This is a genomic window from Cohnella hongkongensis, assembly GCF_042654645.1.
Classification (GTDB): Bacteria; Bacillota; Bacilli; order Paenibacillales; family Paenibacillaceae; genus Cohnella; species Cohnella hongkongensis.
The window spans coordinates 18,426-44,901 of the sequence record NZ_JBHSEP010000001.1 but is presented as its reverse complement, the minus strand read 5'-3'; the positions used below and the strand labels follow the sequence as shown (position 1 = coordinate 44,901).

The window sequence follows — 26,476 nt, the reverse complement described above, 5'->3', positions numbered from 1 at the left end:
CGCAGACAAAGAGCATGGCAGTCCGAAGGGATGAACAAGACGAATCAAGCCGCATAAACTTAAAAGCGACTCACTTGCGCTACGCACCCGGAGACCATTCGGAACGCAGGTGAGTCTCTTCGATATACATGCAAACACGATCAAAGGGAGGAGTAAGGATTGAAGAAAAATTATGGGGTCCTTTTTGGAGTTATTATTGCAATTGCTGTTGTTTCGATTGGGACAATACTAGCTAATCCCAATATTCCAACGAACAAGATAAAAGCGACTTTTGATTCTTTGAAAAGTATGGACAAAAGCATTGCGAATGTTGTTCTAGTCGAAAGCGATGATTTTGTGATCCTCAAGAATGATTTTGTTTTCTATAAGGAGAATCTAAAACTAATCCAAGATATGGGGAAGGGATCTTTCCAACTCCCTTCTGACAATGAAATAATAAATATAATGATTGCCAAAAAGGTTGGAGCAAATTATGCAAAATCATTAGGGATAACTGTAACCAAGGAAGAACTCGACGAACAAATAACATTCCAGAAAGAGACGCTCGAGGAAGAGTCAGTTACGGGGGAAACCAATCATTTGATTAAAGAAATTATGAAGCATCGTATTGAAATGACCGGTCTCTCTCCAGATGAGTTTTGGAACAGTAAGGATGTAAGGGAAGAATATGAAGAAGAAATTTTAATCTCAAAGTTAATGGCTATGTTAATTGAAAAAGAAAAGATAGCGAATGTTCAAGAATTTGATGAGTTTATTCATAAAGAAATTGTAGACAAATCTGTAAATAAAATTACGATTAAAACCGAACTTTTTAATTAAGTGACAGAGGAATACGTGAATGTTATCCATTTGTTTCCTCCGTCGGAATCACCTCCGACATAAACGTTATCCCGCCGGTCCCAAGGACGGCGTAAGCCGTTTATGCTTGGGGCAAGGGCTGTTCTGGAGATCAACATACTCTATAAAACAAGAAGAACCTCGTTTTTTATTCGAGGTTCTTCTTGTTTTATAACCGCAAAAATCGAACTATTTCTGATCGAAATAAGTCAGCTTGCAGACGATGTCTTGGTAATAGTTTCCGAAGCCGACGCCGTAGATCGTGAGTCCGCCGATATTTTTGGCGTCGTCCTTCACTTCCAGCCTCAGATCCCATTGCAGGCGCCGGATATCGACCTGATGGATGGTATAGTCCGAGACCTTCGTTCCTTCGATGAACGTGCCGTCGCCGTTGATGCGGATATGGACGAGCAGGCCGTATTGATTCATGTTGATGTCCCACCATTCCGGGGTATACTTGCCCCGCGTGCCGCCGAAATCGCCGGGACTGGTCCACTTGCCGATCGGATAGCCGTTGAACGCGAACGAAATATCGGAAGGCCAGTGCGCGTTGGACAGCGGCGCCTCCGAAGCCAGCTCCATCGTAATTTCCAGTTCTTCGGGCTCTTCTTCCGGCAGCAGATAGTTTGGAATTTTATACGAAATAAAGCCTGTTGAAAACCATAAAATTTTGGCGTCTACTCGTTCAGGATCCAGGAAGTATCGGGGATCGTCAAAGCCGCCGCCGATTACCTTGTATTTGGAGGCAAGTCCGCAGGTCGGTTTGACGTCAAAGTCGGTGAAATGGCCGATCGAGAGGTTGCAAATATGAAAATTCCGGGGGATCAATCCCTTGCTTGGAAAAACGAACTCGATTCGGTCCGCGACAAGCGTGCACAGCTTTTGAGACGCGCCTTTGCCGGGAATCATTTCGGTACGGACCACGTTGGCGTTCTCAAGCTTCTTGACGTGCATCGTAATGATGGAGTTGCTGAGACCGAGCGCTGAAGCCAAGTCTTTCATGATCATCGGCTCCTGGGCGAGCAATTCGATGATTTTGATCCGGACTTTGCTGGCAAGCGCTTCGAACAGAGGGAGATTGTTTTCAGATACGATAGTTTCCATTCGACCTCATCCAGTGTTTAAGTTTTATGTTAAATATACAGTACAAAAATAGCTACTGACAAGGAGAAAGGTTAATGACAATTCCACTGTGCTTAATATTTTATATAAACATAAAATATTAAACAAAAATTGATTGACATTTAGTGCTGAGCAATATTATTCTAAACCCAAGGTTAACCAAACTGTTTAATGATTAACATTTATACGAATTATCATTGGCCATTCCAGGCAGCAAAAGGGGCCATTGCAGCATTTCGGTCAATGCGACATAGAGGGGGTGTTGCCGAACGTGAAATGTAAACGCTTAAAGACGGAAATGTAAACGCTTAAGAGGGTCGTGGAAGCGGATTTAAGAACCGAAAAGTTAAAGGGCAAAATAAGGGAGGAGACATGTACATGAAAAAGCGATTTATCCATGCTTTGATTTTAGGTATGACGATGATGACGATCCTGTCCGCGTGCAGCGGCGGCGACAACAGCAAAAATACGATTACGTTCTGGACGCCGCTTACCGGCGACGACGGGGCATATATGGATCAGCTTGTCAAAAATTACAATGCCGCGAACCCGGATTTTCAAGTGAAACATGTCATTACCGCCGATATGTACACCAAGCTCTCCACGGTGCTGAACACCGGCAAAGACATTCCCGACCTGGCCATCATTCACGCGGATCGCGTTCCGGGATACGTGAAGCAGGGCAAGCTCGAGGCGCTGACGAATATCATGGCGTCGCATCCCGAAATTAAAGAAGAGAACTACCTGCCGCAAGCTTGGAATACCGGCAGCATCAACGGGGTCCAATACACGGTGCCGCTCGACATCCATAGCCACACCATGTATTACAACAAAGATCTGTTGGCGAAATACGGTGTCGAACACTGGCTGGACGATCATAACGTAACGGTGGACGAAATGCTGGAGCTGCAAGGCAAAATGGAAGAAGGCCACTACGTGGTCAACGACGCGCTGCTCGGATGGGGGATGCTGGGACAGATTCAGAACTTGGGCGGCGACATTCAAGTCGACGGCAAGCCGGCCGTTGATACGGACGTCTTCCGCCAAGCGTACCAATCCGTGAAAAAAATCGCGGACGCCGGTCTGATGACGCCGTTCGGCGAGGACGGATATCTCATGTTCCAAGCCGGCAACGTCTTGTTCTCCACGGACGGAACTTGGACTTCGACGGCGCATGCCGCTGTTGAGGGGTTAAACTTCGGCGTAACGAACATCTTCTCCGTATCGCCTGACAAGTTTACGAACCGCTCGTCTTCCCACCTGTTTGCCATGTTCGCGAACGAGAAGCGCTCCGACGAGAAAGAAGAAGGCATCGGCCAATTCCTCGAGTACATCCGCGAGAATTCGATAGAATGGGCGAAGGCGGGTCAGATCGTCGCAAGCCGGCATGTCATCGAATCGCCGGAATACGGCAACTACATGCAGTCGTTCTTCACATCCAACGAAGAACAGACGAAGTCGCTCTACATTTACACGTACGAGCACTATCCGTACATCCAAGAAGCGGTGGATATGTATTCCGCGGATATCGTCCGCGGCAACGTCGATCTCGACGAGACGCTTGCAACGATGCAGAAGTTCGTAGAAGACAAGATTGCCGAAAACAGCGGGGCTAAATAACCTAAACGTCTGAACTGCAGAAGGGGTTGTCCCCTTAAGGGACGGCCTCTTCTAATGAAAGGAGTACCGGAAGCGAGCCTGGAAAGGGGATTAGCAAGTATGAAAAAAGGAATAATGCCTTATTTATTCGTAGGTCCCCATTTGATTTTGTTCATCGTGTTCATTCTGTTGCCGACGATCTATGGCATCTACGCCTCCTTCACGCAATGGAATCTCATGAATGACCCTCACTGGGTCGGTCTTGCTAATTACAAGGCGCTTTTGTTCGATACCCAATCGACTTTTCATACGCAGTTTTGGAACGGTCTGAAAAATACGCTGCTCTTTGTGCTGTTTACGGTTCCGCTCTTAATCCTTATCCCGCTGCTTGCCGCCGTATCGCTCCAGCATAAGCTTGTGAAGGCAAAAGGGGTAATGCAATCTATTCTGTACGTTCCCGGCTTGATCTCGATTTCGGCGGCGGCGCTGATCTGGCTTCTTATCTTCAACAAACAGCTTGGGATTACCGGAAACGTGTTGAATTCGAATGCGGCCTGGGCAGCGACACAGCCATACGCGTGGATCATAATTATTGTCATTACGATTTGGGGCGGCCTGGGCGGCAACATGATCATTTACCGCGCTTCGCTCGCCGGAGTCGCCCAAGATTTGTACGAGGCCGCCGACATGGATGGCGCCGGCCCGTACCGAAAGTTTTTCAGCATCACCTTGCCCTCGATCCATTTCCCGCTGATTTATACCTTTGTGATGACGACGGCGGGCGCTTTCAACGTGTTCGGACAGCCGCTGATGATGACGGACGGAGGTCCGCGCCAAAGCACGCACGTCCTGATGATGTATATTCGCTCCCTGGCGTTCGGCCACGGGGAATCGATTGCCGGAATGGCTTCGGCTATGGCCGTATTGCTGGGCGTTGTCATTTTGATCGTATCCGCTTTGCAGTACTATGTCATGAGCAGGAGCACGAGGTAGAAGCGATGAGATTGCATGTGACGCCTACGGAAGGGCAGGTGCGGGAACCGTGATGAAAAAGTTCAGTCTCTCCAAATATTTCGCCTACGCGTTTTTGATTGTCATGTGCTTGTTATGGGTCATTCCCGTCGTATTCGGGATATCGACATCCTTCCGATCCCAGAGCGAAGTCGTTTCTTCCGGCTTCAGACTTTTTCCTGAGACATGGGTGATCGATAACTATACGACGATCCTGACCAATACGTCGACGGCGCCGATCTTGCGCTGGTTGATCAATTCGCTCGTCATCGCGATTTCGCATACGTTTCTTGTCGTATTGGTCATTTCTCTTACCGGCTACGGGTATTCGCGCATGAGATTTAAAGGCAGGAACGCCTTGTTTTTTACGCTGCTTGGAATTTCTTTTTTCCCGGGCGTCGTCAATTTAATTCCGTCCTATAAAATCATCGATACGCTGGGATGGGTGAATACGGCTTGGGCGATGATTATTCCGGGGCTTGCGGGCATGGGCAACGTCTTCCTGGTTCGGCAGTTCATGCTCGGGGTGCCGCACGAGTTCGACGAATCGGCGCGCGTAGACGGCGCAGGCGATTTCCGGATTTATGCCTCGGTTATTCTGCCGCTCATGAAGCCGATTCTGATCGTATGCGGTTTGTTTTCCTTTATCGGCTCGTGGAACGATTTTCTGTGGCCGGTTATCGTGTACACCGATGTCGAGAAAATGCCGGTAACCGCCGGCTTGCTGCTTCTTCAGGATATCTATGGCAACTACCGCATGATCGGGCAACTGATGGGATCGGCGATTCTCGCCATTATCCCGACGCTGCTTCTGTTCTCGTTCGCTCAGAAATACTTTATTCAATCGATTAATTTGAACTCGGGAATCAAAGGATGAGGGAAAAAGACCGAACGATTCGCGCGGCGATTGCCGCATCGGCCGCCGCCTTGTTGCTGGTTGCAGGATGCAGCGGAGCGAACGATGACGTTGGCGGTTCGGCGAATGGGGGGATTCCGGCGTTCACGGAAGCCTCCGTGCATGACCCGTCTGTTTGGCGGGAAAAGGACGGGACATTCTACGTGTTCGGCTCGCACCTCGCCGCGGCCAAGTCGGACGACCTGCTGAACTGGAAGCTTGTCGCCTCCAAAGTCGCGAACGGTAATCCGCTTATTCCGAACGTGACGGAGGAGCTGCGCGAGACGCTGGAATGGGCGGAGGCCGATACATTATGGGCAACGGACGTCATTCAGCTGAAGGATGGCAGATATTATATGTACTACAACGCCTGCCGCGGCGATTCGCCCTTGTCGGCGATGGGAGTCGCGGCGGCGCAAAACATCGAAGGACCTTATAAGGACTTGGGGATTATCCTGAAATCCGGCATGTGGAGCAAGCCAAGCGAAGACGGGGAAATCTATGATGCGAGGATTCATCCGAACGTTGTCGACCCGGACGTCTTCTTCGATAAAGACGGCAAACTGTGGATGGTATACGGCTCATACTCCGGCGGCATTTTCATTATGGAGATGGATTCTATGACGGGCAAACCGGTGCCGGGCCAAGGCTATGGGAAGAAACTTCTCGGCGGCAACCATAGCCGGATCGAAGGGCCGTACATGCTGTATAGTCCGGATACGGATTACTATTATTTGTTCCTGTCTTACGGGGGGCTTGATGCAAGGGGAGGCTATCAAATTCGGGTCGCCCGTTCGAAGTCGCCCGACGGACCTTTCGTTGACGCCGAAGGCAACGACATGATTGACGTGAAAGCCGATCCGTCGAAGCCGCTGTTCGACGACCGGTCGATCGAGCCTTACGGCGTGAAACTGATGGGGAACCATCTCTGGAAGGATCCGAGCGGAGTGAGAGGCGAGACGGGGTACGTGTCGCCGGGCCATAATTCGGCTTACTATGATCAGGAAACCGGACATTATTTTTTGTTTTTCCACACGCGCTTTCCCCGCAGGGGAGAACGGCATGAAATCCGGGTGCACCAGTTTTTCATGAACGAACAAGGCTGGCCGGTCGTGTCGCCGTTCCGTTATGCCGGCGTGCCGGACGAGAAGGACGGGAAGAACCGGGTCGCCGGCGAATACGAATGGGTCGATCACGGCAAGGACATCTCGGCCGAAGTCAAGGAGTCTGCTCCGATCCGTTTTCAAGCGGACGGCAGCGTGACGGGGGCGGCCGGCGGCAAGTGGTCGTTAGGGGAGGGCAACAGCCTTCGGCTTACGATAGACGGCACCGATTACGACGGGGTATGGCTGCAGTCCTGGGACCCTGCATCGGAGGCGTGGACCGAATCCTTCACCGTGCTTTCGAAGCAAGGCGTCGCTTTATGGGGCGCAAGAAGAACCGGCTAGCGGGGCCGGCGGGAAGACCCGTCCGAAGGAGCCTAAACTGCGCGCCTACAAAGCCGTATGCCGCCGGTGATAGAACCGACGCAAGCGAATATGACCAAAAAGCCGTTAGCGAAGGGGGCGGCTGCAGGGCTGGCTGCTCCCTTAGCGACGGCTCTTCGGCGCGGCACCCGACACCTGCAGATCGATGAGCACTTCTCCGCCTCCCGGAATGGCATCGCTTGCGTTTTTGAAAAGCGTTGTTGGATCGTCCGCCAACCAGTAGAATAGGAGAAAAGACTTTCTGGGGGAAACGAGAATGGGTATGGACAGGGAATGGATCAGATTATGGACGGGCGATGCTCCGGGCGCGCAAGGCCGCGGGGACGAGGATACTCCGGCGATTCAAGCTTATCCGGTTCAAGAGAGAGGAAGAGGGGCGGTCATCGTGCTTCCCGGCGGCGGATACGGCATGCGCGCGGATCACGAAGGAGAACCGATTGCGCTGTGGCTGAACGCCATCGGCATTCCCGCCTTCGTGCTGCGCTATCGGGTCGCGCCGTATCGGCATCCGAGCCCGCTGACCGATGCGCAGAGAGCGGTTCGCTACGTTCGGCACCATGCCGGACAATGGGGGATCGATCCGGGGAAAATCGCCGTGCTAGGCTTCTCTGCCGGGGGACATCTGACCGTATCGGTCGGAACCCATTACGACGGCGGGAATCCGGATGCGGCCGATCCGATCGATCGGGAGTCCTGCCGTCCGGACGCGATCGTGCCCTGCTATCCGGTCGTCACGTTGAAGCGACCGTTCACGCATGAAGGTTCTCTGACGAACTTGCTGGGCGGCGATCCCGATCCGGCGCTCGTGGAAGCGCTCAGCTGCGAGCTGCAGGTTACCGAGGATACGCCGCCGGCATTCATCTGGCATACAGCGGACGACGGCGCCGTTCCGGTCGAGAACGCGCTGCTTTTCGCCGGAGCGTTAATCCGGAACAAAGTCTCCTGCGAGCTGCACGTCTACGAAACCGGCAGACACGGGCTCGGACTCGCCGGGGATGAGCCCCGGACGGCGACATGGACGGAGCTGTGCGGCTCCTGGCTGATCGGGCGCGGGTGGTGACAGAGCCTGCTGCGGCCGTCCGGGCGACCGAAGGGGAGGAACGAGGCATTGTCTCGCAGCGGAGCGGCGGGTCCGCTCTCTGGCTTCGCGCAGAGGGGGCGCTTCTGTTCGCGGCGCCTATTCCGCTGCGGCTTGGGGAAGCGCTTTCGCGTGTGGCTCGAAATAAACGCTAGAAAAGAGGGCGGCGAATATGGAAGAAACGGCGTTCGCGCCATTCACGGCGGCGCATGCGCTGGGGTTGGCCATGGCGGCGGCGATCGTAGCGAGCATCCTGCTGTTCCGCAAGCGGCTGCGGGCGCCGCGCGCGAATCTTCGGGCCAGATACGCGCTGGTCGCCGTCTTGATCGGATGCGAGCTGGGGCTTCAGCTGTGGTACGGGTGGACGGACAATTGGGGCGTCCATTCCCTGCCGTTCCAGCTGTGCAGCGCGATGATGTGGCTGTCGGCCGTCGTGCTGCTGACGCGAAGCCGCAAACTGTACGAGGTGACGTTTTTTCTTGGCATTATAGGCGCGATGCAGGCGCTGCTGACGCCGAACCTGGATGCGGGTTATCCGGAGTTTCGCTTTTTTCATTTTTTTATCGCCCACGGAGCCATCATCGGCGCCAGCGTGTTCCTGACCGCGATCGAAGGCTATCGCCCGACGACGGCATCGGTGTTCCGGGCGCTTGGCTGGCTCCATGTCATCGCCATTCCGGCCGCAGTCACGAACGCGTGGACAGGAAGCAACTTCATGTTTCTGGCCCGCAAGCCGAATACGGCGTCCCTGCTCGACTGGCTCGGCCCGTGGCCGTGGTATCTGCTGCAGCTGGAAGCGGTTGCGCTAATCTTATGCTTTCTGATGCTGGGCATCGTCAGGCTGGTTGACCGGCTGCTCCGTCTCCGCGCCGGCGAAGCCTCCCGATCTTGAGAGCCGGCGGTTCGTCCCGCTTCGCTCCGTCAATTGTGATCCCTTTTACAGTCGCAGCGAGGGGAATGTGGTAAGCTCTCAACATCGAGAACCGATCGGGGGAGACGCGCATGGAGACGGAGGCGCTGCTGAAGGTCGAACAACTGGCTTTGAAGAAAAACCGCATCTATGAGCAAAGCCCGATGCGTTACGTCGCCCGATCCATGCTGGCCAGCATGTTCATCGGCTTCGGCGTTATCGTCGCCTTCAAGACGGGGAGCTACTTCTACAACGCGGAATCCCCGATGACTTATCCGATGGCGGCCATCGCGTTCGGCTCGGCCATTATTCTCATTTCCTACGGCGGGGGAGACCTGTTCACCGGCAACACGTTCTATTACAGCTATGCCGCACTGCGGCGCAAGCTGACCTGGTCGAGAACGTCGAAGCTGTGGGGCGTCAGCTATGCGGGCAACATTTTGGGAGCCGCGGTGTTCGCCCTGCTCATCTACACGACCGGTCTGTTCGCGGAAACTTCAGTCAACGGCTTTCTGCTCAGCGTCGCGGAGAAGAAGATGCATGCGCCTGCGATGGAGCTGTTTTTTCGGGGAATTTTGTGCAATTGGCTCGTCTGCCTCGCTTTTTTCCTGCCGATGTTCATGAAGTCCGACGGAGCGAAGATGTTCGCGATGCTGCTGTTCGTATATTGCTTCTTTATCTCCGGCTACGAGCATAGCATCGCCAATATGTGCACGTTCGCGATCGCGCTTGTCCTGAACAGCGATCCGGGGGCGGTGACATGGGCGGGCATCGCTCATAACCTGATCCCGGTTACGCTGGGCAATCTGATCGGCGGCGGGCTGCTGCTCGGGTATATGTACCACTACGTTAACAAACCCTTTATGGATGAATAGAGACTAAGCAGGAGCGTCGTTCGGTTGCCGGACGAAAGGCCGAACGCGCCGATCACGCAGATTTAAGCTGTTCTTCCTATCGGTTCCGTTGTACAATGGGGATGTTTGGCAGATGGATTGTACAATGGAACGCGATAGAGGAGAGACGATTACCATGAAGCTGCTAAAGGGCGACAAGCTGCTGTTCATCGGAGATTCGATCACGGATTGCGAGCGGAGCAGACCGGCGGGCGAAGGGCTGTTCGGAGCGCTCGGCAGAGGCTACGTGTCCTTGGTCGACTCGCTGCTGCAGGCGGTGTATCCGGAGCTGGGCGTTCGCGTCGTCAACATGGGGGTCAGCGGGAATACCGTCGTCGATCTGGAGCGCAGATGGCAGGAGGACGTGCTGGACCGCAAGCCGGACTGGCTGTCGATCATGATCGGCACGAACGACGTCTGGCGGCAATACGACACGCCGTTCATTAAGGAATGGCATGTCTACCCGGATCGCTACGAATCGACGCTTCGTTCTCTGGCGGAGCGGACGAAGCCGCATGTTCGTCAGCTCGTGCTGATGACGCCGTTCTATCTGGAAAGAAACCGGCAGGACGCCATGCGGCGGACGATGGACCAATACGGCGAGATGGTGAAGCAGGTGGCGGAAGAGACCGGCGCTTTGTTCGTCGATACGCAGGCTGCCTTCGACGCGGTGCTGAAGGAGCTGTACCCGGCGACGCTGGCCTGGGATCGGGTGCACCCGACGCAGGCGGGACATGCCGTGCTGGCCAGAGCTTTCCTGAACAAAGTCGGATTCGATTGGAATAAAGGGTAGACAGCCGAGGGATAGCCGCCGAACGCGCGCAGGAAGCGCCGTTCGGCGGTTATTGTTCGTGATTCAGAAAGGATCCAATACGCTATCCCGACTGAATCCCCTCCGACATAAACGCTGTCCCGCCGCTCCCAAGGACGGCGTAAGCCGGTCAGGCTTGGTCCAGCTTGAAGCGGGACAGGTGATGGAGGAGGTTTTCCTTGATCAGAATTTCCCTCTGCTTCGCCCCGAGCAGATCGAAATGCGGAAAAGGAGAGCGGGCGTGAATGTATTTCGGGTTCAGGCCGTTGGCCCTGCACCATTCGGCCAGCCGTTCGTAGTCGGCGTTGCCGACTTTGGTGACCGTGCGGAATTGCGGAAATCTCGGATCGTACCAGTAATGCGTCAGGAAGGCCGTTTCCCCGCGAGAGACGGCAGCCTTCCATGCGTCCAATTCCGCTCTGTCTATCCCGAAAGCCACTTCGCTCATCTCCTCTCGGCGTTCTGCAGCTCGAACCGGCGGAAGTCCGCTGCATTCCTTTTTCATCATACCAGTATAACATGCCAACACGAATTTGGCGGTTTGCGATACGGAGAGGCTGATGGGCAACATGGATATTTTCTTGCACATTTTATATCACAACGTACTTCCCTTGTCGCTTGTCATCGGACTGGGAATTTTGCTGCACCGCATTTTTACGCTCGACATCAAGACGCTGTCCAAATTGAATTTTTACTTGTTTTCCCCCGCGATCATGTTCGAGCTGCTGTATGGGACGGCCATCTCGGGCAGGCTGTTCGGTCAGGTGCTGCTCTTCTTCATTCTGTTCATGCTGCTGCAGTACGCCGTCCTGGAGATCGTCGTGCGGCTGCGAGGCTACAAGGGCGGCATGCGCGCGGCGATGAGGAACAGCGTGCTGTTCTATAACAGCGCCAATTACGGCATTCCGATCAATCAGCTGGCTTTCGCAGGCAATACGTATACGCTGTCGGTCCAGATCATCGTCATGATGATGCAGTCGCTTATCCCGAATACGTACGGCATCTACAGCGTGAACGCGCACAAGGCGGATTGGCGGGCGATCCGCAAAGTCATTCTGTCGATGCCGGTCATCTACGTCATCCCGGTCGCGCTGCTGATGAGAAGCTTCCAGGTGCCGCTTCCGGGCTTCGTCGACATCTCCGTCGGCTACTTGTCCGACGCCTTTATCGGGACGGCGCTGTTTACGCTTGGCGTTCAGCTCGGCGACATGAAAGGGTTCCTGACGCGCAGGCTGGCGCTGGATGTGAGCATCGCGACGACGCTTCGTCTGATCGCCGGACCGCTGCTCGCCTGGGGCGTCGTATGGATGATGGGCATCGACGAGCTGATGGGAGCCGCCCTGATCGTCTCCTCCGCCGTTCCGACCTCGTTGTCGAGCGTGCTGCTGGCCGTGGAGTTCGATAATGAGAGGGACTTCGCTTCGCAAAGCGTGCTCGTGTCGACGGCGCTCAGCATCGTGACTGTCACGGCGGTCATCTACCTGCTGCAAATCTAGCGGAAGGGGATCGATTTTATCCGGTGGACTCACAGTTAAATGCCGGCTGATTTTCAAGTTCTGGAGTGAAGTTCATCCACGATCGACATGTTACAATAAACCGTGAACCTATTCTAATGGAAATGGGGCGGATCCCTGTTGGACACGGTGAGAATCGGCATTGTCGGTCTAGGCAACATGGGCAAAGGACATGCGCAGTATTTGATTGAAGGTCAAGTTGAAGGGGCGGCATTAACGGCGGTCAGCGACATTCGGCCCGACAGTCTGGCCCAGGCGAAGGAGGATTGGGGAGCGCAGCTTCGCACCTATGCAAGCGCTTCAGAGCTGTTCCGCTCGGGAGAAATCGACGGCGTCCTGCTGTGCACGCCCCATTACGATCACCCGCGGCTGGCGATCGAGGCGCTCCAAGCGGGCCTGCACGTGCTCGTCGAAAAGCCGGCCGGCGTCTACACGAAGCAGGTTCGCGAGATGAACGAGATCGCGGCGCAGAGCGACCGGGTGTTCGGCATCATGTACAACCAGCGCACAAACCCTCTTTACGCCAAGCTGAAAGATTTGATCTCGTCAGGCGAGCTGGGAGAGGTTCGCAGGACGAACTGGATCATAACGAACTGGTACCGCCCGCAAGCTTATTATAACTCCGGCGGGTGGAGAGCGACCTGGGCCGGCGAAGGCGGCGGCGTGCTGATCAACCAGGATCCGCACCAGCTCGACCTGTGGCAGTGGACGACCGGGCTGATGCCGAAGCGGGTGCGCGCCTTCTGCGGCTTCGGCAAGCATCGCGACATCGAGGTGGAGAACGACGTGACGGCTTACGTGGAATACGATAACGGCGCCACGGGCGTCTTCGTCACTTCGACGCACGAATGGCCGGGCACGAACCGGTTCGAGGTTTCGGGCGACCGGGGCAAAATCGTCATCGAGAACGACCGCATGACGTTCTGGCGGCTCAGACAGCTCGAATCCGAATTCAACCGCGCCAATACGGAGTCGTTCGCACAGCCGGAATGCTGGCAGTTCGATATTCCGATCGTTCCCGGCGAGGCTCAGCACAAGGAGATTACGCAGAACTGGACGAATGCGATATTGCGCGGCACGCCGCTGCTTGCGCCGGGAGAGGAAGGCATTCAAGGGCTGATGATCTCGAATGCGATGCTGCTGTCTACCTGGATTGACGATTGGGTCGAACTGCCGATCGACGAGGATCTGTTCTACGAGAAGCTGCAGGAACAAATTGCGCGCTCGGCGGTCTCCGCCCGCTAAGGAGGATTCAATGATGACCCGTTCCAATGGAATGAATTACGCGCCGCAAGGCAAGCCGCGGCCGGTCGTGGCCGAAGGCGAGTTCGTCTTCGCGGCGATGGCGCTGGACCACGGACATATATACGGCATGTGCAACGGTCTGATCGAGGCGGGCGCGACGCTGAAGTGGGTGTACGATCCCGATCCGGCCAAGGTCCGCCAGTTCGTGAAGACGTACCCGCAAGCCAAGGCCGCCGACTCCGAGCAGCAGATTTTGCAGGACCCGGAGGTGGCGCTCGTCGCTGCGGCCGCCGTTCCTTGCGACAGAGGCCCGCTTGGCGTGAAGGTCATGACGCACGGCAAGGATTATTTCACCGACAAAACCCCGTTCACGTCGTTGGATCAGCTGGCGCTCGCCAGACAGGCGGCTGCGCAGACGGGCAGGAAGTATGCGGTGTATTACAGCGAGCGGTTGCACGTGGAGAGCGCCGTGTTTGCGGGACAGCTGGTGCGGGACGGGGCGATCGGACGCGTCGTTCAGGTGCTCGGACTCGGACCGCATCGGCTGAACGCGGCCCAGCGGCCTGCGTGGTTTTTCGAGAAGGCGAAGTACGGCGGCATTCTGTGCGATATCGGCAGCCATCAGATCGAGCAATTTCTTTATTATGCCGGATGCGCGAACGCCGAAGTGCTGCACAGCAAGGTGGCGAACTACAACTCCAAAGCCTATCCCGAGCTGGAGGATTACGGCGACGCGACGCTGGCGGGGGATAACGGAGCGACCCACTATTTTCGCGTGGACTGGCTGACGCCGGACGGCTTGTCGACCTGGGGAGACGGACGCACGGTCATCCTCGGCACCAACGGCTACATCGAGCTGCGCAAATACGTTGATATCGCCCGCGACGGCCAAGGAGATCATCTATACCTGGTGAACGGCGAAGGAGAGCGGCATTTGGAGCTGGCGGGCAAGGTCGGTTATCCGTTCTTCGGCGAACTGATTTTGGACTGTCTGAACCGTACGGAAAAGGCGATGTCGCAGGCGCACGCCTTCAAAGCGGCGGAGCTGTGCCTGCAAGCCCAGGAGAAAGCCGTCAAAGTCGAATAAGCCGGGGCCTCGCGCCTACTGAAGGGGGACGAACGAATGATGAAGCTGTCTGTGTTCACGGTCGCGACGCCGGAGCTGGGACCGGAAGAGCTGGCAGCGGCCGCCAAGGAAGCGGGACTGCACGGCGTGGAATGGCGGTATGCGGAAGCGTCGGAGGAGGTGCGCCGGCAGGCGCCGTCTTATTGGGGCAACAACCGCTGCACGATCGCGCCTTCCAAAGGGTTGGAGGAGGTCGAACGCTTTAAGCGGGCGGCGCTCGCTAACGGTCTGGAGGTCGTGAGCGTTACGCCGTACCTGCGCGCCGGAGATTTGGCGGCGGCGGCGAAGGTGCTGGAGGCCGCCCGCCACGCCGGCTCGGCGATGATCCGGCTCGGCGTTCCCGGCTACGACCGGAGCCGGCCGCTTGGAGAGCTGCTGGAAGAAGGTCGGGCATACTTGCGGGAGGCGCAGCCGCTCTGCCGCGAATACGGCGTTAAGGGCGTCGTGGAAATCCATCACGGCACGATCGCCGCCTCGGCGTCGGGAGCGAGACGGCTGGTCGAAGGGCTGGACCCGCAGTGGGTCGGCGTGCTGTTCGACCCGGGCAATATGATTCACGAAGGCGTCGAGAATTACCGGATGGCTTTGGAGGCGCTCGGGCCGTACCTGGCGCACGTTCACGTCAAAAACGCAGGCTGGCGCACCGTCGGAACGAACGAGGCGGGAGAAGCGGTCTGGACATGCGAATGGGTTGGCCTGAAAGAAGGGGCCGTGCCGTGGCGTCAAGTGCTGGCCGACCTGATGGCGGTCGGTTACGACGGCTATTTGGGCGTCGAGGACTTCAGCGGACAGTTCGCCGAATCCCCCGCCATGCTCCGCCATTTTTCCGAGTATATCGGAGGATTGCTGTCGGAGCTGAGCTCGAATGCTTGAGTTCGCTTACCGCTCGACGCGGGCGCTCGAACCGATCTTCCATTCTCACCCCTTTTACGAGGTTTTTTATTTTCACGAAGGCAGATGCAATTATTTGATCGGGGATCGGATCTATAATCTGGCCCCCGGAGACTTGATTCTGATGTACGGAATGACGCTGCATTGTCCGAAGATCGATCCGACGGTTCCGTATATCCGCTCGATCGTTCATTTCGAGCCGGCGATCCTCCGTTTCTACACGGATCTGCCGCAAGCGGCTCCGATCCTGCTGCCGTTCGAGCAGTTCAAAAATCATCGGCTCTGCTTGCGCGGAGAAGACAAGGAAGAGGCGGAGCGGATTTTGCTGCGGATGCACGGGCATCAAGCCCGGGGGGATCAGGTGGGCGCCGGCCGCCTGCTGCTGGCGTTCGCCGACTTGCTGCATTTCGTCTACGACCGCTGTCTGTCGTCGCTGAACGAGAAGAGAGAGTTTCCTTCCGATAAGGAGAGAGCGGTTCAGGACGTTATCGAGCTGCTGGAGCGCAAGTATACGGACGACGAGCTGGATATGGACAGTCTGCAGCGGGAGCTTCACCTCAGCAAATCGTATTTGGCGAAAATATTCAAGGAAGTGACTGGAGCGACGATCTTCGAGTACGTGTACCGCAAAAGGATCAACGAGGCGAAAATTCTGTTCCTGCTGCAGCCGGACTTGGCCGTGACGGAAGTATGCTTCCGTCTCGGCTTTAAGCATCTTGCGCATTTCAGCAGACTGTTTAAGCAGCAGGTCGGGATGACGCCGGAGCGGTACAAGAGACAGCTCAAGTTCGATCGGTCCGGGCTTCCGGGAACGGGGGCGTGGCATGAATTTGTTTGATTTGCGCGGCAAAACGGCGGTCGTCATCGGCGGATCTTCGACGCTTGGAGGCGTCATGGCCGAAGCGCTGGCGGCGTACGGAGCGAAGGTCGCGTTGACGGGGCGCCAGGCGGACAACGCGGAGCCGATTCGCGCGCGCATCGCGGAGGCCGGCGGCGAAGCGCGCTGCTACAAGGTTGATGCGACGTCGCGCGGCGATCTGGAGAAGCTGCTCGCGGACGTGGAGGCGTGGACCGGTGGGGCGGACATTCTGCTGAACTGTCCCGGCGTGAACAGCGCGACGCCGTTCTTCGACATTACGGAAGAGGAATGGGATCGCATCATCGACGTCAACGCCAAAAGCGTGATGCTCGCCTGCCAGGTGTTCGGCAGGCATATGGTCGACCGGGGCCGGGGAGGCAGCATCATCAATCTGTCCTCGGCATCGTCCTCCACGCCGCTGTCGCGGGTGTTTGCGTACTCGGCTTCCAAAGCCGCCGTCAACAATATGACGCAATTTCTCGCACGCGAATTCGCGCCCGCCCGCGTGCGGGTAAACGCGATCATGCCGGGTTTTTTTCCCGCGGTGCAAAACCGGGCGATCCTGTCGGAGGAACGAATCGCTTCGATCATGGCGCACACGCCGATGAAGCGGTTCGGCGAGCCGGCCGAGCTGCAGGGAGCAGTCGTCTATCTGGCGTCGGAGCGGGCTTCGGGGTTCGTGACCGGCTCGCTGCTGCGCGTCGACGGCGGCTTCGGGGCAATGACGATCTAGACGAGGTCTGTTCAACGAGGCAGCTCAAAACAACCTGTTCGTGCCGGCAAAGCCAGCTCATCCGGAATGGAATGGACTTTCTTGCACGGGTTCGACCGATAATTAGAGGATATAAGGGGGAAATCTGCCGATGCAAATGACGTTCCGCTGGTACGGAGACGACGATCCGGTAAAGCTGTGGCAAATCCGGCAAATTCCGGGCATGGCCGGAATCGTAAGCGCCGTCTACGATATTCCGGTCGGCGAGGAATGGCCGCTGGACCGCATACTGGAGCTGAAGGGGAAGATCGAAGCGGCCGGGCTGCAGCTTAGCGTCATCGAAAGCGTGCCGGTGCACGAGCATATCAAGCTTGGGCTGCCCGACCGCGACCGATTGATCGCCAACTACGGGCGCACCTTGCGCAATCTGGGCCAAGCCGGCGTGCCTGTCGTCTGCTACAACTTCATGCCGGTGTTCGACTGGACGCGTTCGCAGCTCGATTACGAGCTGGAGGACGGCTCGACCGCGCTCATCTACGAGGAAGAAGTCGTGCGGCGAATGAACCCGCTGACCGGCGAATTGCAGCTTCCGGGCTGGGACAGCAGCTATCGCAAAGAGGATTTGCAGCGGCTGTTCGAGCAGTACGCTTCGGTGGACGAGCACAGGCTGTGGGATAACCTGTCCTATTTTATTAAAGCGATCATGCCCGCTGCCGAGGAGGCGGGAGTGCGAATGGCGATCCATCCGGACGACCCGCCGTGGCCGATCTTCGGCCTGCCGCGAATCGTGACGGACGAGGCGGCGCTGGACAGATTGCTGCGCCTGTACGACAGTCCTGTTAACGGGCTGTGCCTGTGCAGCGGCTCGCTCGGGGCGAATCCGGCCAACGATTTCCCGGCGATGGTCCGGCGCTTCGGCCAGGAGCGCAGGGTGAACTTCGTGCACGCCCGCAATGTCAAAATAACGGGTGAGCGCTCGTTCCAGGAATCGGCGCATCTGTCCTCTGCGGGTTCGCTGGATATGGCGGAAATTATTCGCGCTCTGCGGGACATCGATTACGCCGGGCCGATTCGCCCCGACCACGGCAGAATGATCTGGGGCGAGACGGGGAAGCCGGGCTACGGCTTGTACGACCGGGCGCTCGGCGCCGTGTACCTGAACGGAATGTGGGAAGCGATCGGCAAGGAGAGAGAGGCGGCCAAGCGGTAAAAAGGGACGGTTCCTTCATGGCGGCGATGGTGGTACAATGGGAGGCGACAGCTAGACCACAACGACCGACAAAGGAGTTATCCGTATGCCTTCTGAACTGTTAGGGCAATTGTCACGGGAGAAAATCGTCGCGATCGCTCGCGGCTTTACGCTGGAGGAGACGTTATCGGCGGCGCAGGCGCTTGCCGACGGAGGCGTTGTGTTCCTGGAGGCGACCTTGAACACCGACGGCGCGTTGAACATCATATCCCGGCTGCGCGAACGGTTCGGAGACCGGATGCGCATCGGCGCGGGAACGGTGCTCGACATCGGCCAGGCGAAGGAAGCGATCGCAGCCGGAGCCCAGTACTTGATCTCCCCCAGCGTGGACGAGGAAGTGATCTATCACGCGGTCGAGCAGGGGCTCGACGTCTGGCCCGGCGCGATGACGCCGACGGAAATCGTCAACGCGTACAAGGCGGGAGCGTCCGCGATCAAGCTGTTTCCGATGGGCACGCTCGGCATCGGCTACTTGAAGGAGATTCGCGCTCCGCTGAACCACATTCCGTTTATCGCGACAGGCGGCGTGAATCTGCAAAATATTGCCGAAGTGCTGGACGCCGGAGCGATTGCCGTCGGAATGGGCGGCAAGCTGCTGGACCCGGCTCTCGTGAAGGCCGGCCAATTCGACGAGCTGCGGGACATGGCCCGCGCTTACGTCGATCGGGCCCACGGAGCCAGCTTGGCCTAACGATACAGGGATGCGGTTCGCCTGCGGGCGGGCGCATCCCTGTTTGCAGGCCGGGCCCGACGCCAGACGGCAGGCGGCAGGCGGCGATCTCTTCCGACCGCGCCCACGTAAACGGCGTATAGAGACGTTTATGCGCGATAAAAACGAAATATTGTGTCATAAATCGGTTTATGGTATACCATAAATAGCGATTGATCGTGTCCGCCTGGAGGCATGCGGGTCAGAGAGCAAGGGAGTGAGCCGATTATCGAACTTACGGCTAGACAAATCGCGATTATCGATCTCGTGAAGAAGCACGCGCCGATTACCGGGGAGCAGATCGCGGAAAGTTTGGGCGTCAGCCGCCCGACGATTCGCTCGGATTTGTCCGTGCTTGTTATGCTTGGCTATATCGACGCCAAGCCGAAAGTCGGCTACTTCCTGGGCAAGGTAATGACCTCGGAAGGCCGGCAGAGCGAGAGGGTGCTGAATCTTAAAGTCAAGGACGTCATGAATCGTCCGGTCGTTATTGTGGAGACGGCGACGGTTAACGATGCCGTTATTTCGCTGTTCGTGGAAAATACGGGATTTCTGACCGTGACGGACGAGCAGGGAACGCTGGTCGGCACCGTGTCTCTCAAGGATTTGCTGAAGATCACGTTGGGCAACCCGAATGCGGCTGCGATTCCGATCAGCATGGTAATGACCCGGGTGACCAGACTGGTGTACGTGACGCCGGAAGATTCGTTGCTGGACGCGGCCAGGAAGATGTTGGATCATCAGGTCGGGGGCTTGCCGGTCGTAAGCGCGGCGGGCGAGCGTTCCCGGCTGGAGGTCGTCGGTAGAATTACGAAAACCAACATGACGCTGGCCTTGGTGGACTTATCCTCCGGGTTTATCGCGGAGTAGGGGGAAAATAGACGGATGTCGGAGGAACGGCAGAAAATCATTTTCGTATGCTCGGACGCGGTCGGGGAAACCGCCGACGCGGTCGCCAGGGCGACGGCCCGGCAGTTTGCCACCGAGCAGGTGAAGATCAAACGGTACGGCAACATCAAGCAGGAGGACGAGATTAAAGCGATCATTGCGGAAGCGGGGCAGACCGGAGGGTTCATCGCGTACACGCTCGTTCAGCCCGAGCTGCGCGAGACGATGCGGGAGGAGACGATTCGGCTCGGCGTGCGCGCGGTCGACGTGATGGGGCCGATGATGCAGGCGTTTATCGACACGTTTAACGACTCGCCCAAGTACAAGCCCGGCCTGCTGCACGAGATGGACGAGAACTACTATCGGAAGATTGAGGCGATCGAATTCGCCGTCAAATACGACGACGGCAAGGATGTTCGAGGACTTCTTCAAGCCCAGGTCGTGCTGATCGGCGTTTCCCGCACGTCCAAGACGCCGCTGAGCATTTATCTCGCGCATAAGGGGATCAAAACCGCGAACTATCCGCTTACAATCGAGGTGAAGCCTCCCCAAGAGCTTTTTGCCTCCTCCAGCCGTCTGATCGTCGGCTTGACGATGCAGCCGGAGCGGCTGCTAAAGATTCGCTCGGAACGGCTAAAGGCGCTCGGACTGCCCAGCCAGGCCAACTACGCGTCGATGGAACGAATCGAGAGGGAGCTCCAGTTCGCCGCCGATATTATGGAGCGCCTGAACTGCCCGGTCATCGACGTCTCCGAGAAAGCGATCGAGGAGACGGCCGGCCTGATTATAGAGCTGCTGGTTCCCTGACATCACGACAAAGCCTGAGCGAACCGCGGAAGCCGACTCCCGCGATTGGCTCAGGCTTTGTCGTTCAGCGGCTAAGAACGGACGCGTCGATCAGCCGAGCAGTTGGCGAATCATCTGCTGCTTGCGTCCGGAGCAGGGCAGACGCTTCGAGGTGTCGTCGAAGAAGAGATGGTGCTCGCCGATCACGGAAATGTTTCTAATATTCACGTAGCAATCGGACGAAACGCGGAAGAATGTTGCGGTATCCGAGATGAGGCGGTTTCTTTCATCGGCGGACAGTCTTTTTTTAATGTTGTAGTTCCGTCCGTGAAAGCTGATCAGCCCGTGTGCCCCGATCTTGAAGAATAACGTGTCCTGACGCGGCTCGAAATCCTCGTACACATTTTTCTCCTGAAGCGCTGCATTCATCGTTTCAGTCCCCCTTTAGAATGACATTGCTTTGGTAGCGCTTACAGTATAACATATTTTTCTGCCTTTTGGGAGACCTTCCTAAAAAAATTATAAAAAATCACAACGATTTGTACGCGGAGCCCTCCGGCTCTATAATCGAGAAGGAAAGGCGAGCGTATTCGTTAAGATGAGGAGACAAGTCAAGGATGATTAATCGTACCATCGCGCCCTCCGAAAGCGGCAAAAGACTTCATCGGTTTCTTCGGACTCTGATGCCGAACCTTCCGTTGGGCCAGATCTACAAGATGATCGATAACGGCAAGGTAAGAGTGAACGGCAAGCGCAAAAATCAGAACTACGAGCTTGCGGCGGGCGACGAGCTCGTTCTCTACGTGGACGAAGCCGCCTATCAGGAAGCGAGCATCGGTCAGAAAAAAGCGAAGTACGTCGGAGTGAACGCCAACGTGGACGTGCTGTACGAGGACGACGAGCTGATGGTCGTCAACAAGCCGGCCGGCATGCTGACCCATCCCGATCGGACGGATCAGAAGGATACGCTCGTCAACCGCGTGCACGCCTATTTGTACCGCCAAGGGAAGCTGGACAGTCCGCTGTTCATGCCGGCTACCGCCAACAGACTGGACCGCAACACGAGCGGCATCGTCCTCGTCGGCAAAACGGCGGGCATGCTCCATCGGCTGAATCAGTGGATCCAGAGCCACGAGCTGCAAAAATATTACGTTACGATCGTCGAGGGAAATTTGACCGGAGACGGGGAAGTGACGGGAGGTCTGGTACGGGACGAAAAAAGCAACCGGACGAAGGTGGCCCGGGAAGGAGCCGAGCAGGCCAAGTCGGCCGAAACCCGGTATCGGACGCTGCAGACCGGCAGCTCCTATTCGCTCGTCGAGATCGAGCTGATCAGCGGGCGCACGCATCAAATCCGCAGCCACTTCCAGCATATCGGGCACTCCCTGCTCGGCGACGTCAAATACGGGGGCAAGAGGTTCGGCGACGTCAACCATCAGCTTCTGCACGCCTGGAGGGTCGTCCTGCCGGACGGTCGGGAATTCAAGGCGCCGCTGCCTGCCCGCATGCGCGAGGTCGCGGCGCGCCTCGGCTTTAACCCGAGTCTGTGAAATTCGCAGGTCGGAGCCTAACGCGCTTGGCGTCGGCCCGTCGGCGAACGGTCACAGGATGGACATGGCTTTCCCGGGCAAGCGCTGGTAAGATGGGGATATTACCGCTAAGCTCTGGAGGTCATCTGCCATGCTCAACACGCCGATCGGACGGCTTCGCGTCGTCGGCACTCTTGAAGCCATCTCGTTTCTCGTCCTGCTGCTCGTCGCCATGCCGCTTAAATATTTCGCCGATTATCCGGATGCGGTGTCGGTCGTCGGAATGGCGCACGGCGTGCTGTTCGTGCTGTATCTGCTCGCCATCGCGAACGCCCTGGCGGCCCGCAAGCTGAGCTGGCTCCTGTCGGCCTTATCCGTAATCGCGGCGTTTATCCCTTTCGGGCCGTTCCTCGTTGACCGCAAAATTCGATAGTCGCCATCGCGCGATCCCCCGTCTGCCGACGGGTTTTTTTTATTGGGACGAGACGGGGCCGAGTTTGTGTTTCGTTCACACTGGGTTCATAATAACGTCATATGATTGTTTTTACATAGGGCATATCTTTTTATTTTAGACACCGGAGCTGATGGCAAGTGTTAAAGCTGTTTCGTTATCTGAAGCCTTACCGATGGGCGGTCGCGGCGGTGATGACGCTTGTTCTGCTGCAGTCGTTAAGCGAGCTGTATTTGCCGACGTTGATGGCGGACATCGTGAACGAGGGCGTAGTCAAGGGAGATACGCCTTATATTTGGAAAATCGGGGGATATATGCTGGCGGTTACCGCTGCGGGAACGCTCGTGTCGATCGGAGCCAGCTATTTGTCGGCGCGGATCGCGTCCGGATTCGGCCGGGACGTTCGGAGCCGAACGTTCCGGCAGGTGGAGAATTTCTCGCTGCTGGAATTCGACAAGATCGGCACGGCCTCTCTGATCACCCGGACGACGAACGACATTACGCAGGTTCAGACCGTGCTGATCATGATGATGCGGATGATGGTCGCGGCGCCGATGATGTGCGTCGGCGGGCTCGTCATGGCGATCTCCAAAGACGCGCAGCTGTCTCTCGTCTTCGTGGGAGCTATTCCGGTGCTGGCGTTGACGATCTATCTGATCGCGAGCAAGGGCATTCCGTACTTCAAGGCGATGCAGAAGAAGATCGACAAGCTGAATCTGGTGCTGCGCGAAGGACTGACGGGCATTCGCGTCGTCCGTTCGTTCAACCGCCTCGACCACGAAAGCCGGCGGTTCGACGAGGCGAACCGCGACTTGACGCAAACCGCGATCAAGGTGAACCAGATTATGGCCTTCATGATGCCGATGATGATGCTGATTCTGAACTTCTCCTCGCTGGCGATCATCTGGTTCGGCGGGCTGAGAGTCAGCGGCGGACATATGCAGGTTGGAGACCTGATGGCGTTCCTGCAGTATGCGATGCAGATTATGTTCTCGCTGCTGATGGTTTCGATGATGTTCGTCATGGTCCCGCGGGCTTCGGCTTCGGCGGTGCGGATTAACGAGGTGCTGGAGCTGCAGCCTTCCGCCATGGAGCAGGGCGGCAGGAGGCCGGAGGAGCAATCGGTCCGGGGAAGCTCGTCGGGCGGCAGGCGCGGCGAAGTGGAGTTCGAGCGGGTGTCGTTCCGCTATCCGGGGGCGGAAAATCCGGCGATCTCCGGAATCAGCTTCCGCAGCTCTCCGGGCGAAGTGACGGCGATTATCGGCGGCACCGGCTCGGGCAAGTCGACGCTGATCAGCATGATTCCGAGATTTTACGACGCGGAGGAGGGGGGCGTGCGCATCGACGGCGTCGATGTGCGGCAGATGCCCGTCGAGGAGCTGCGCTCCTTGATCGGACTCGTGCCGCAGAAGGCGCAGCTGTTCACCGGAACGGTCGCCGACAATATCCGATACGGGAAGGACGACGCGACGGATGACGAGATCCGTCATGCGGCCGCCATCGCGCAAGCGGCGGACTTCATCGAAGAGCTGCCGGAGGGCTATGCTTCGCCGGTGTCGCAGGGCGGGGCGAACTTGTCGGGCGGTCAGAAGCAGCGCTTGTCCATTGCCCGGGCGCTGGTCCGCAAACCGGCGATCTATGTGTTTGACGACAGCTTCTCCGCGCTCGACTTCAAGACCGACGCCAAGCTCAGAGCCGCTCTAAGGAGCGAGACGACCGATTCGACGGTCATCCTTGTCGCCCAGCGCGTAAGCACGGTTATGGATGCGGACCGGATCGTCGTGCTCGACGAGGGCCGGGTAGCGGGCATCGGCAACCATAAGGAGCTTATGGCGAGCTGCGAAGTGTATCGGGAAATCGTCACTTCGCAGCTTTCGGAGGAGGAGATCGCATGAGCGAGCCGCGCGGCAAAATGCCGAAAGGGCCGGGCATGGGACCGGGACCGGGCATGGGCGGAATGGGAATGCCCGTGCAGAAGGCGAAGGATTTCAAAGGGACGTTGCGCAGGCTGATGGGCTATTTGCGCCCTCAGCGCGCGAAGCTGATCGCGGTGATGATCACGGCGATTCTGAGCACGGCGTTCGCGATCTACAGTCCGAAGGTTCTCGGAGAGGCGACGACGAAGCTGTTCGAAGGGATGATGGGGAAAATCCAGGGCGACCCGGACGCGACCTTCGACTTGCCGGGGATCTGGCAGATCGTCCTGTTTCTGGCGGCGCTGTACCTGGTCAGCTCCTTGTTCAGCTACATTCAGCAGTTTCTGATGGCCGGCGTCGCGCAGAAAACGGTATACGGGCTGCGCAACGAAGTGAACGCCAAGCTGGGCAAGCTGCCGCTGAAATATTTCGATACGCGAACGCACGGGGAGATACTGAGCCGGGCGGTCAACGACGTCGACAATATCAGCAATACGCTGCAGCAGAGCCTGACGCAGCTGATTACGTCGCTGATTACGATTATCGGAGTCATCGTCATGATGCTGACGATCAGCCCGTGGCTTACGCTGATTCTGCTGCTGACGCTGCCTCTTTCCATGATCGTCATTCGCGGAGCGGCCAGCAGATCGCAGAAGTACTTTAAGGAGCAGCAGATGGAGCTGGGCCAACTGAATGGCCACGTGGAAGAGATGTATTCGGGGCATAAGATCGTCAAGGCGTACGGCCAGGAGGAGAACTCGGTCGCCCAATTCGACCGGATTAACGAGAGACTGTACGAGTCGGGCTGGAAGGCCCAATTCGTATCCGGGAACATCATGCCTCTTATGAGCATGGTGAGCAACATCGGCTACGTGTTCATCAGCGTCATCGGCGGAATTATGGTGGCGAACGGCACGATCACGATCGGGAACATTCAGGCGTTCATCCAGTACGCCCGGCAGTTCTCGATGCCGCTCATGCAGACGGCGAACATCGCGAACATCATCCAATCGACGATCGCGTCCGCCGAGCGGGTGTTCGAGCTGCTGGACGAAGAGGAGGAAGTCCCGGAAGCGGAAGAGGGCCGGGCTGTCGCATTGGCATCTCCGCGCGGGGATGTGGCCATGCGCGGCGTTCGTTTCGGATACAAGGAGGACGCGCCGCTGATCGAGGAGATGGATCTCGACGTGCGCAGCGGTCAGACGGTGGCGATCGTCGGACCGACGGGCGCCGGAAAGACGACGCTCGTGAACCTGCTTATGCGATTCTACGAGGTGAGCGGGGGCGCAATTACGATCGACGGCGAGGACATTACGCGGATGAAGCGGGGTCATCTGAGAAGCCTGTTCGGGATGGTGCTTCAGGATACGTGGCTGTTCAACGGGACGATCCGCGACAATATCGCGTACGGGCGCATCGGAGCGACCGAAGAGGAGATCGTCGAGGCGGCGCGGGCCGCGCATGCGGATCATTTCATCCGCACGCTGCCGGACGGCTACGACACGGTGCTTAACGAAGAGGCGTCCAATCTGTCCCAAGGGCAGAAGCAGTTGTTGACGATCGCCCGCGCCATCCTCGCCGATCCGGCCATCCTCATTCTCGACGAAGCGACGAGCAGCGTCGATACGCGGACAGAGGCCCATATTCAGAAGGCGATGCACGAGCTGATGAAGGGCAGAACGAGCTTCGTCATCGCGCACCGGCTGTCCACGATCCGGGACGCCGATCTTATTCTCGTCATGAACCACGGCAGCATTATCGAGAAGGGCACGCATGCCGAGCTGCTGTCCCGGGGCGGCTTCTATGCGGATCTGTACAACAGCCAGTTCGCCGGCGGCGTTAAGGCCGGCGTGGGATGACTCGGATGCCGGGAGCCGGGAGCATTGCGAACAGCCTTCGCTTTTCGTGGGCTTTTGCCGATATCCCCTTCAGTCAGGAACGAGGAAGGAGCCGCCGAA

25 protein-coding genes and 1 pseudogene are annotated in these 26,476 nt (G+C 57.3%); 23 read left to right on the top strand and 3 right to left on the bottom strand.

Going from position 1 to position 26,476, the window contains the following annotated elements; genetic code table 11:
- Positions 1-159: 159 nt before the first annotated feature.
- Positions 160-819: a SurA N-terminal domain-containing protein gene (locus ACFO3S_RS00200; RefSeq protein WP_378090989.1), complete on the top strand. Its 660-nt coding sequence runs from the start codon at positions 160-162 to the stop codon at positions 817-819.
- A gap of 207 nt (positions 820-1,026) precedes the next feature.
- On the opposite strand, the gene ACFO3S_RS00195 is transcribed toward ACFO3S_RS00200, so the two are convergent.
- Positions 1,027-1,941, bottom strand: a complete 915-nt coding sequence (locus ACFO3S_RS00195; RefSeq protein ID WP_378090987.1) for an ArsR/SmtB family transcription factor — start codon at positions 1,939-1,941, stop codon at positions 1,027-1,029.
- Positions 1,942-2,337: 396 nt separating this feature from the next.
- Between ACFO3S_RS00195 and ACFO3S_RS00190 the strand changes: the two genes are divergently transcribed.
- The 8 genes and pseudogenes from ACFO3S_RS00190 (at position 2,338) to ACFO3S_RS00155 (ending at position 10,625) form a co-directional block, all read left to right on the top strand.
- The gene (locus ACFO3S_RS00190; RefSeq protein ID WP_378090985.1) at positions 2,338-3,579 is read left to right on the top strand and encodes an extracellular solute-binding protein; all 1,242 of its coding nucleotides are present in this window, start codon (positions 2,338-2,340) and stop codon (positions 3,577-3,579) included.
- Positions 3,580-3,678: 99 nt separating this feature from the next.
- Positions 3,679-4,551 (top strand): carbohydrate ABC transporter permease, encoded by an 873-nt coding sequence (locus tag ACFO3S_RS00185; protein WP_378090983.1) that lies wholly within the window; start codon positions 3,679-3,681, stop codon positions 4,549-4,551.
- A 52-nt stretch (positions 4,552-4,603) separates the two neighbouring features.
- The gene (locus tag ACFO3S_RS00180) at positions 4,604-5,446 is read left to right on the top strand and encodes a carbohydrate ABC transporter permease (RefSeq protein WP_378090981.1); all 843 of its coding nucleotides are present in this window, start codon (positions 4,604-4,606) and stop codon (positions 5,444-5,446) included.
- Positions 5,443-6,897, top strand: a pseudogene (locus tag ACFO3S_RS00175) (glycoside hydrolase family 43 protein); the annotation flags it as partial. The gene ACFO3S_RS00180 and the pseudogene ACFO3S_RS00175, both read left to right, overlap by 4 nt.
- A gap of 310 nt (positions 6,898-7,207) precedes the next feature.
- Positions 7,208-8,011 carry an alpha/beta hydrolase gene (locus ACFO3S_RS00170; protein WP_378090979.1) on the top strand — a complete coding sequence of 268 codons (804 nt, stop codon included), beginning with the start codon at positions 7,208-7,210 and terminating at the stop codon, positions 8,009-8,011.
- 190 nt (positions 8,012-8,201) lie between these two features.
- Positions 8,202-8,921 carry a YwaF family protein gene (locus ACFO3S_RS00165; RefSeq protein ID WP_378090977.1) on the top strand — a complete coding sequence of 240 codons (720 nt, stop codon included), beginning with the start codon at positions 8,202-8,204 and terminating at the stop codon, positions 8,919-8,921.
- Positions 8,922-9,031: 110 nt separating this feature from the next.
- Positions 9,032-9,814 carry a formate/nitrite transporter family protein gene (locus ACFO3S_RS00160; RefSeq protein WP_378090975.1) on the top strand — a complete coding sequence of 261 codons (783 nt, stop codon included), beginning with the start codon at positions 9,032-9,034 and terminating at the stop codon, positions 9,812-9,814.
- Between the two features lie 154 nt (positions 9,815-9,968).
- Entirely contained in the window at positions 9,969-10,625 is a 657-nt protein-coding gene (locus tag ACFO3S_RS00155) for an SGNH/GDSL hydrolase family protein (RefSeq protein WP_378090973.1), read from the top strand.
- A gap of 148 nt (positions 10,626-10,773) precedes the next feature.
- On the opposite strand, the gene ACFO3S_RS00150 is transcribed toward ACFO3S_RS00155, so the two are convergent.
- A complete protein-coding gene (locus tag ACFO3S_RS00150; protein ID WP_378090971.1) occupies positions 10,774-11,082 on the bottom strand; it encodes a hypothetical protein in 309 nt (102 codons plus the stop codon).
- A gap of 130 nt (positions 11,083-11,212) precedes the next feature.
- Here ACFO3S_RS00150 and ACFO3S_RS00145 point away from each other — a divergent pair, with 130 nt between their 5' ends.
- The 10 genes from ACFO3S_RS00145 to ACFO3S_RS00100 all read left to right on the top strand — a co-directional run bounded on the left by ACFO3S_RS00145 (position 11,213) and on the right by ACFO3S_RS00100 (position 20,643).
- Positions 11,213-12,139 (top strand): AEC family transporter, encoded by a 927-nt coding sequence (locus ACFO3S_RS00145; protein ID WP_378092207.1) that lies wholly within the window; start codon positions 11,213-11,215, stop codon positions 12,137-12,139.
- Positions 12,140-12,277: 138 nt separating this feature from the next.
- The gene (locus tag ACFO3S_RS00140; RefSeq protein ID WP_378090969.1) at positions 12,278-13,402 is read left to right on the top strand and encodes a Gfo/Idh/MocA family protein; all 1,125 of its coding nucleotides are present in this window, start codon (positions 12,278-12,280) and stop codon (positions 13,400-13,402) included.
- A 13-nt stretch (positions 13,403-13,415) separates the two neighbouring features.
- On the top strand, positions 13,416-14,489 hold the full coding sequence (locus ACFO3S_RS00135; protein ID WP_378090967.1) for a Gfo/Idh/MocA family protein: 1,074 nt from the start codon (positions 13,416-13,418) through the stop codon (positions 14,487-14,489).
- A gap of 39 nt (positions 14,490-14,528) precedes the next feature.
- Positions 14,529-15,401: a sugar phosphate isomerase/epimerase family protein gene (locus tag ACFO3S_RS00130; protein WP_378092205.1), complete on the top strand. Its 873-nt coding sequence runs from the start codon at positions 14,529-14,531 to the stop codon at positions 15,399-15,401.
- The gene (locus tag ACFO3S_RS00125) at positions 15,394-16,257 is read left to right on the top strand and encodes a helix-turn-helix transcriptional regulator (protein ID WP_378090965.1); all 864 of its coding nucleotides are present in this window, start codon (positions 15,394-15,396) and stop codon (positions 16,255-16,257) included. Before ACFO3S_RS00130 ends, ACFO3S_RS00125 begins: the two co-directional genes overlap by 8 nt.
- Complete coding sequence (locus ACFO3S_RS00120; RefSeq protein ID WP_378090963.1) at positions 16,244-17,011, top strand: SDR family oxidoreductase; 768 nt, start codon at positions 16,244-16,246, stop codon at positions 17,009-17,011. The genes ACFO3S_RS00125 and ACFO3S_RS00120 overlap by 14 nt, the downstream gene beginning before the upstream one ends.
- A gap of 130 nt (positions 17,012-17,141) precedes the next feature.
- Positions 17,142-18,200, top strand: a complete 1,059-nt coding sequence (gene uxuA / locus ACFO3S_RS00115) for a mannonate dehydratase (RefSeq protein WP_378090961.1) — start codon at positions 17,142-17,144, stop codon at positions 18,198-18,200.
- An 85-nt stretch (positions 18,201-18,285) separates the two neighbouring features.
- Positions 18,286-18,930, top strand: a complete 645-nt coding sequence (locus ACFO3S_RS00110; RefSeq protein WP_378090959.1) for a bifunctional 4-hydroxy-2-oxoglutarate aldolase/2-dehydro-3-deoxy-phosphogluconate aldolase — start codon at positions 18,286-18,288, stop codon at positions 18,928-18,930.
- Between the two features lie 213 nt (positions 18,931-19,143).
- Positions 19,144-19,818: a helix-turn-helix transcriptional regulator gene (locus tag ACFO3S_RS00105; protein WP_378090957.1), complete on the top strand. Its 675-nt coding sequence runs from the start codon at positions 19,144-19,146 to the stop codon at positions 19,816-19,818.
- Positions 19,819-19,833: 15 nt separating this feature from the next.
- A complete protein-coding gene (locus ACFO3S_RS00100) occupies positions 19,834-20,643 on the top strand; it encodes a pyruvate, water dikinase regulatory protein (RefSeq protein WP_378090955.1) in 810 nt (269 codons plus the stop codon).
- A 90-nt stretch (positions 20,644-20,733) separates the two neighbouring features.
- Here the strand turns inward: ACFO3S_RS00100 and ACFO3S_RS00095 are convergent, their stop codons facing one another.
- On the bottom strand, positions 20,734-21,051 hold the full coding sequence (locus ACFO3S_RS00095; protein ID WP_378090953.1) for a LytTR family transcriptional regulator DNA-binding domain-containing protein: 318 nt from the start codon (positions 21,049-21,051) through the stop codon (positions 20,734-20,736).
- Positions 21,052-21,239: 188 nt separating this feature from the next.
- Here ACFO3S_RS00095 and ACFO3S_RS00090 point away from each other — a divergent pair, with 188 nt between their 5' ends.
- The 4 genes from ACFO3S_RS00090 to ACFO3S_RS00075 all read left to right on the top strand — a co-directional run bounded on the left by ACFO3S_RS00090 (position 21,240) and on the right by ACFO3S_RS00075 (position 26,377).
- Entirely contained in the window at positions 21,240-22,172 is a 933-nt protein-coding gene (locus tag ACFO3S_RS00090; RefSeq protein WP_378090951.1) for an RluA family pseudouridine synthase, read from the top strand.
- A 130-nt stretch (positions 22,173-22,302) separates the two neighbouring features.
- Positions 22,303-22,584, top strand: a complete 282-nt coding sequence (locus ACFO3S_RS00085) for a DUF3817 domain-containing protein (RefSeq protein WP_378090949.1) — start codon at positions 22,303-22,305, stop codon at positions 22,582-22,584.
- A gap of 158 nt (positions 22,585-22,742) precedes the next feature.
- The gene (locus tag ACFO3S_RS00080; RefSeq protein ID WP_378090947.1) at positions 22,743-24,497 is read left to right on the top strand and encodes an ABC transporter ATP-binding protein; all 1,755 of its coding nucleotides are present in this window, start codon (positions 22,743-22,745) and stop codon (positions 24,495-24,497) included.
- On the top strand, positions 24,494-26,377 hold the full coding sequence (locus ACFO3S_RS00075) for an ABC transporter ATP-binding protein (RefSeq protein ID WP_378090945.1): 1,884 nt from the start codon (positions 24,494-24,496) through the stop codon (positions 26,375-26,377). The genes ACFO3S_RS00080 and ACFO3S_RS00075 overlap by 4 nt, the downstream gene beginning before the upstream one ends.
- Positions 26,378-26,476: the final 99 nt, after the last annotated feature.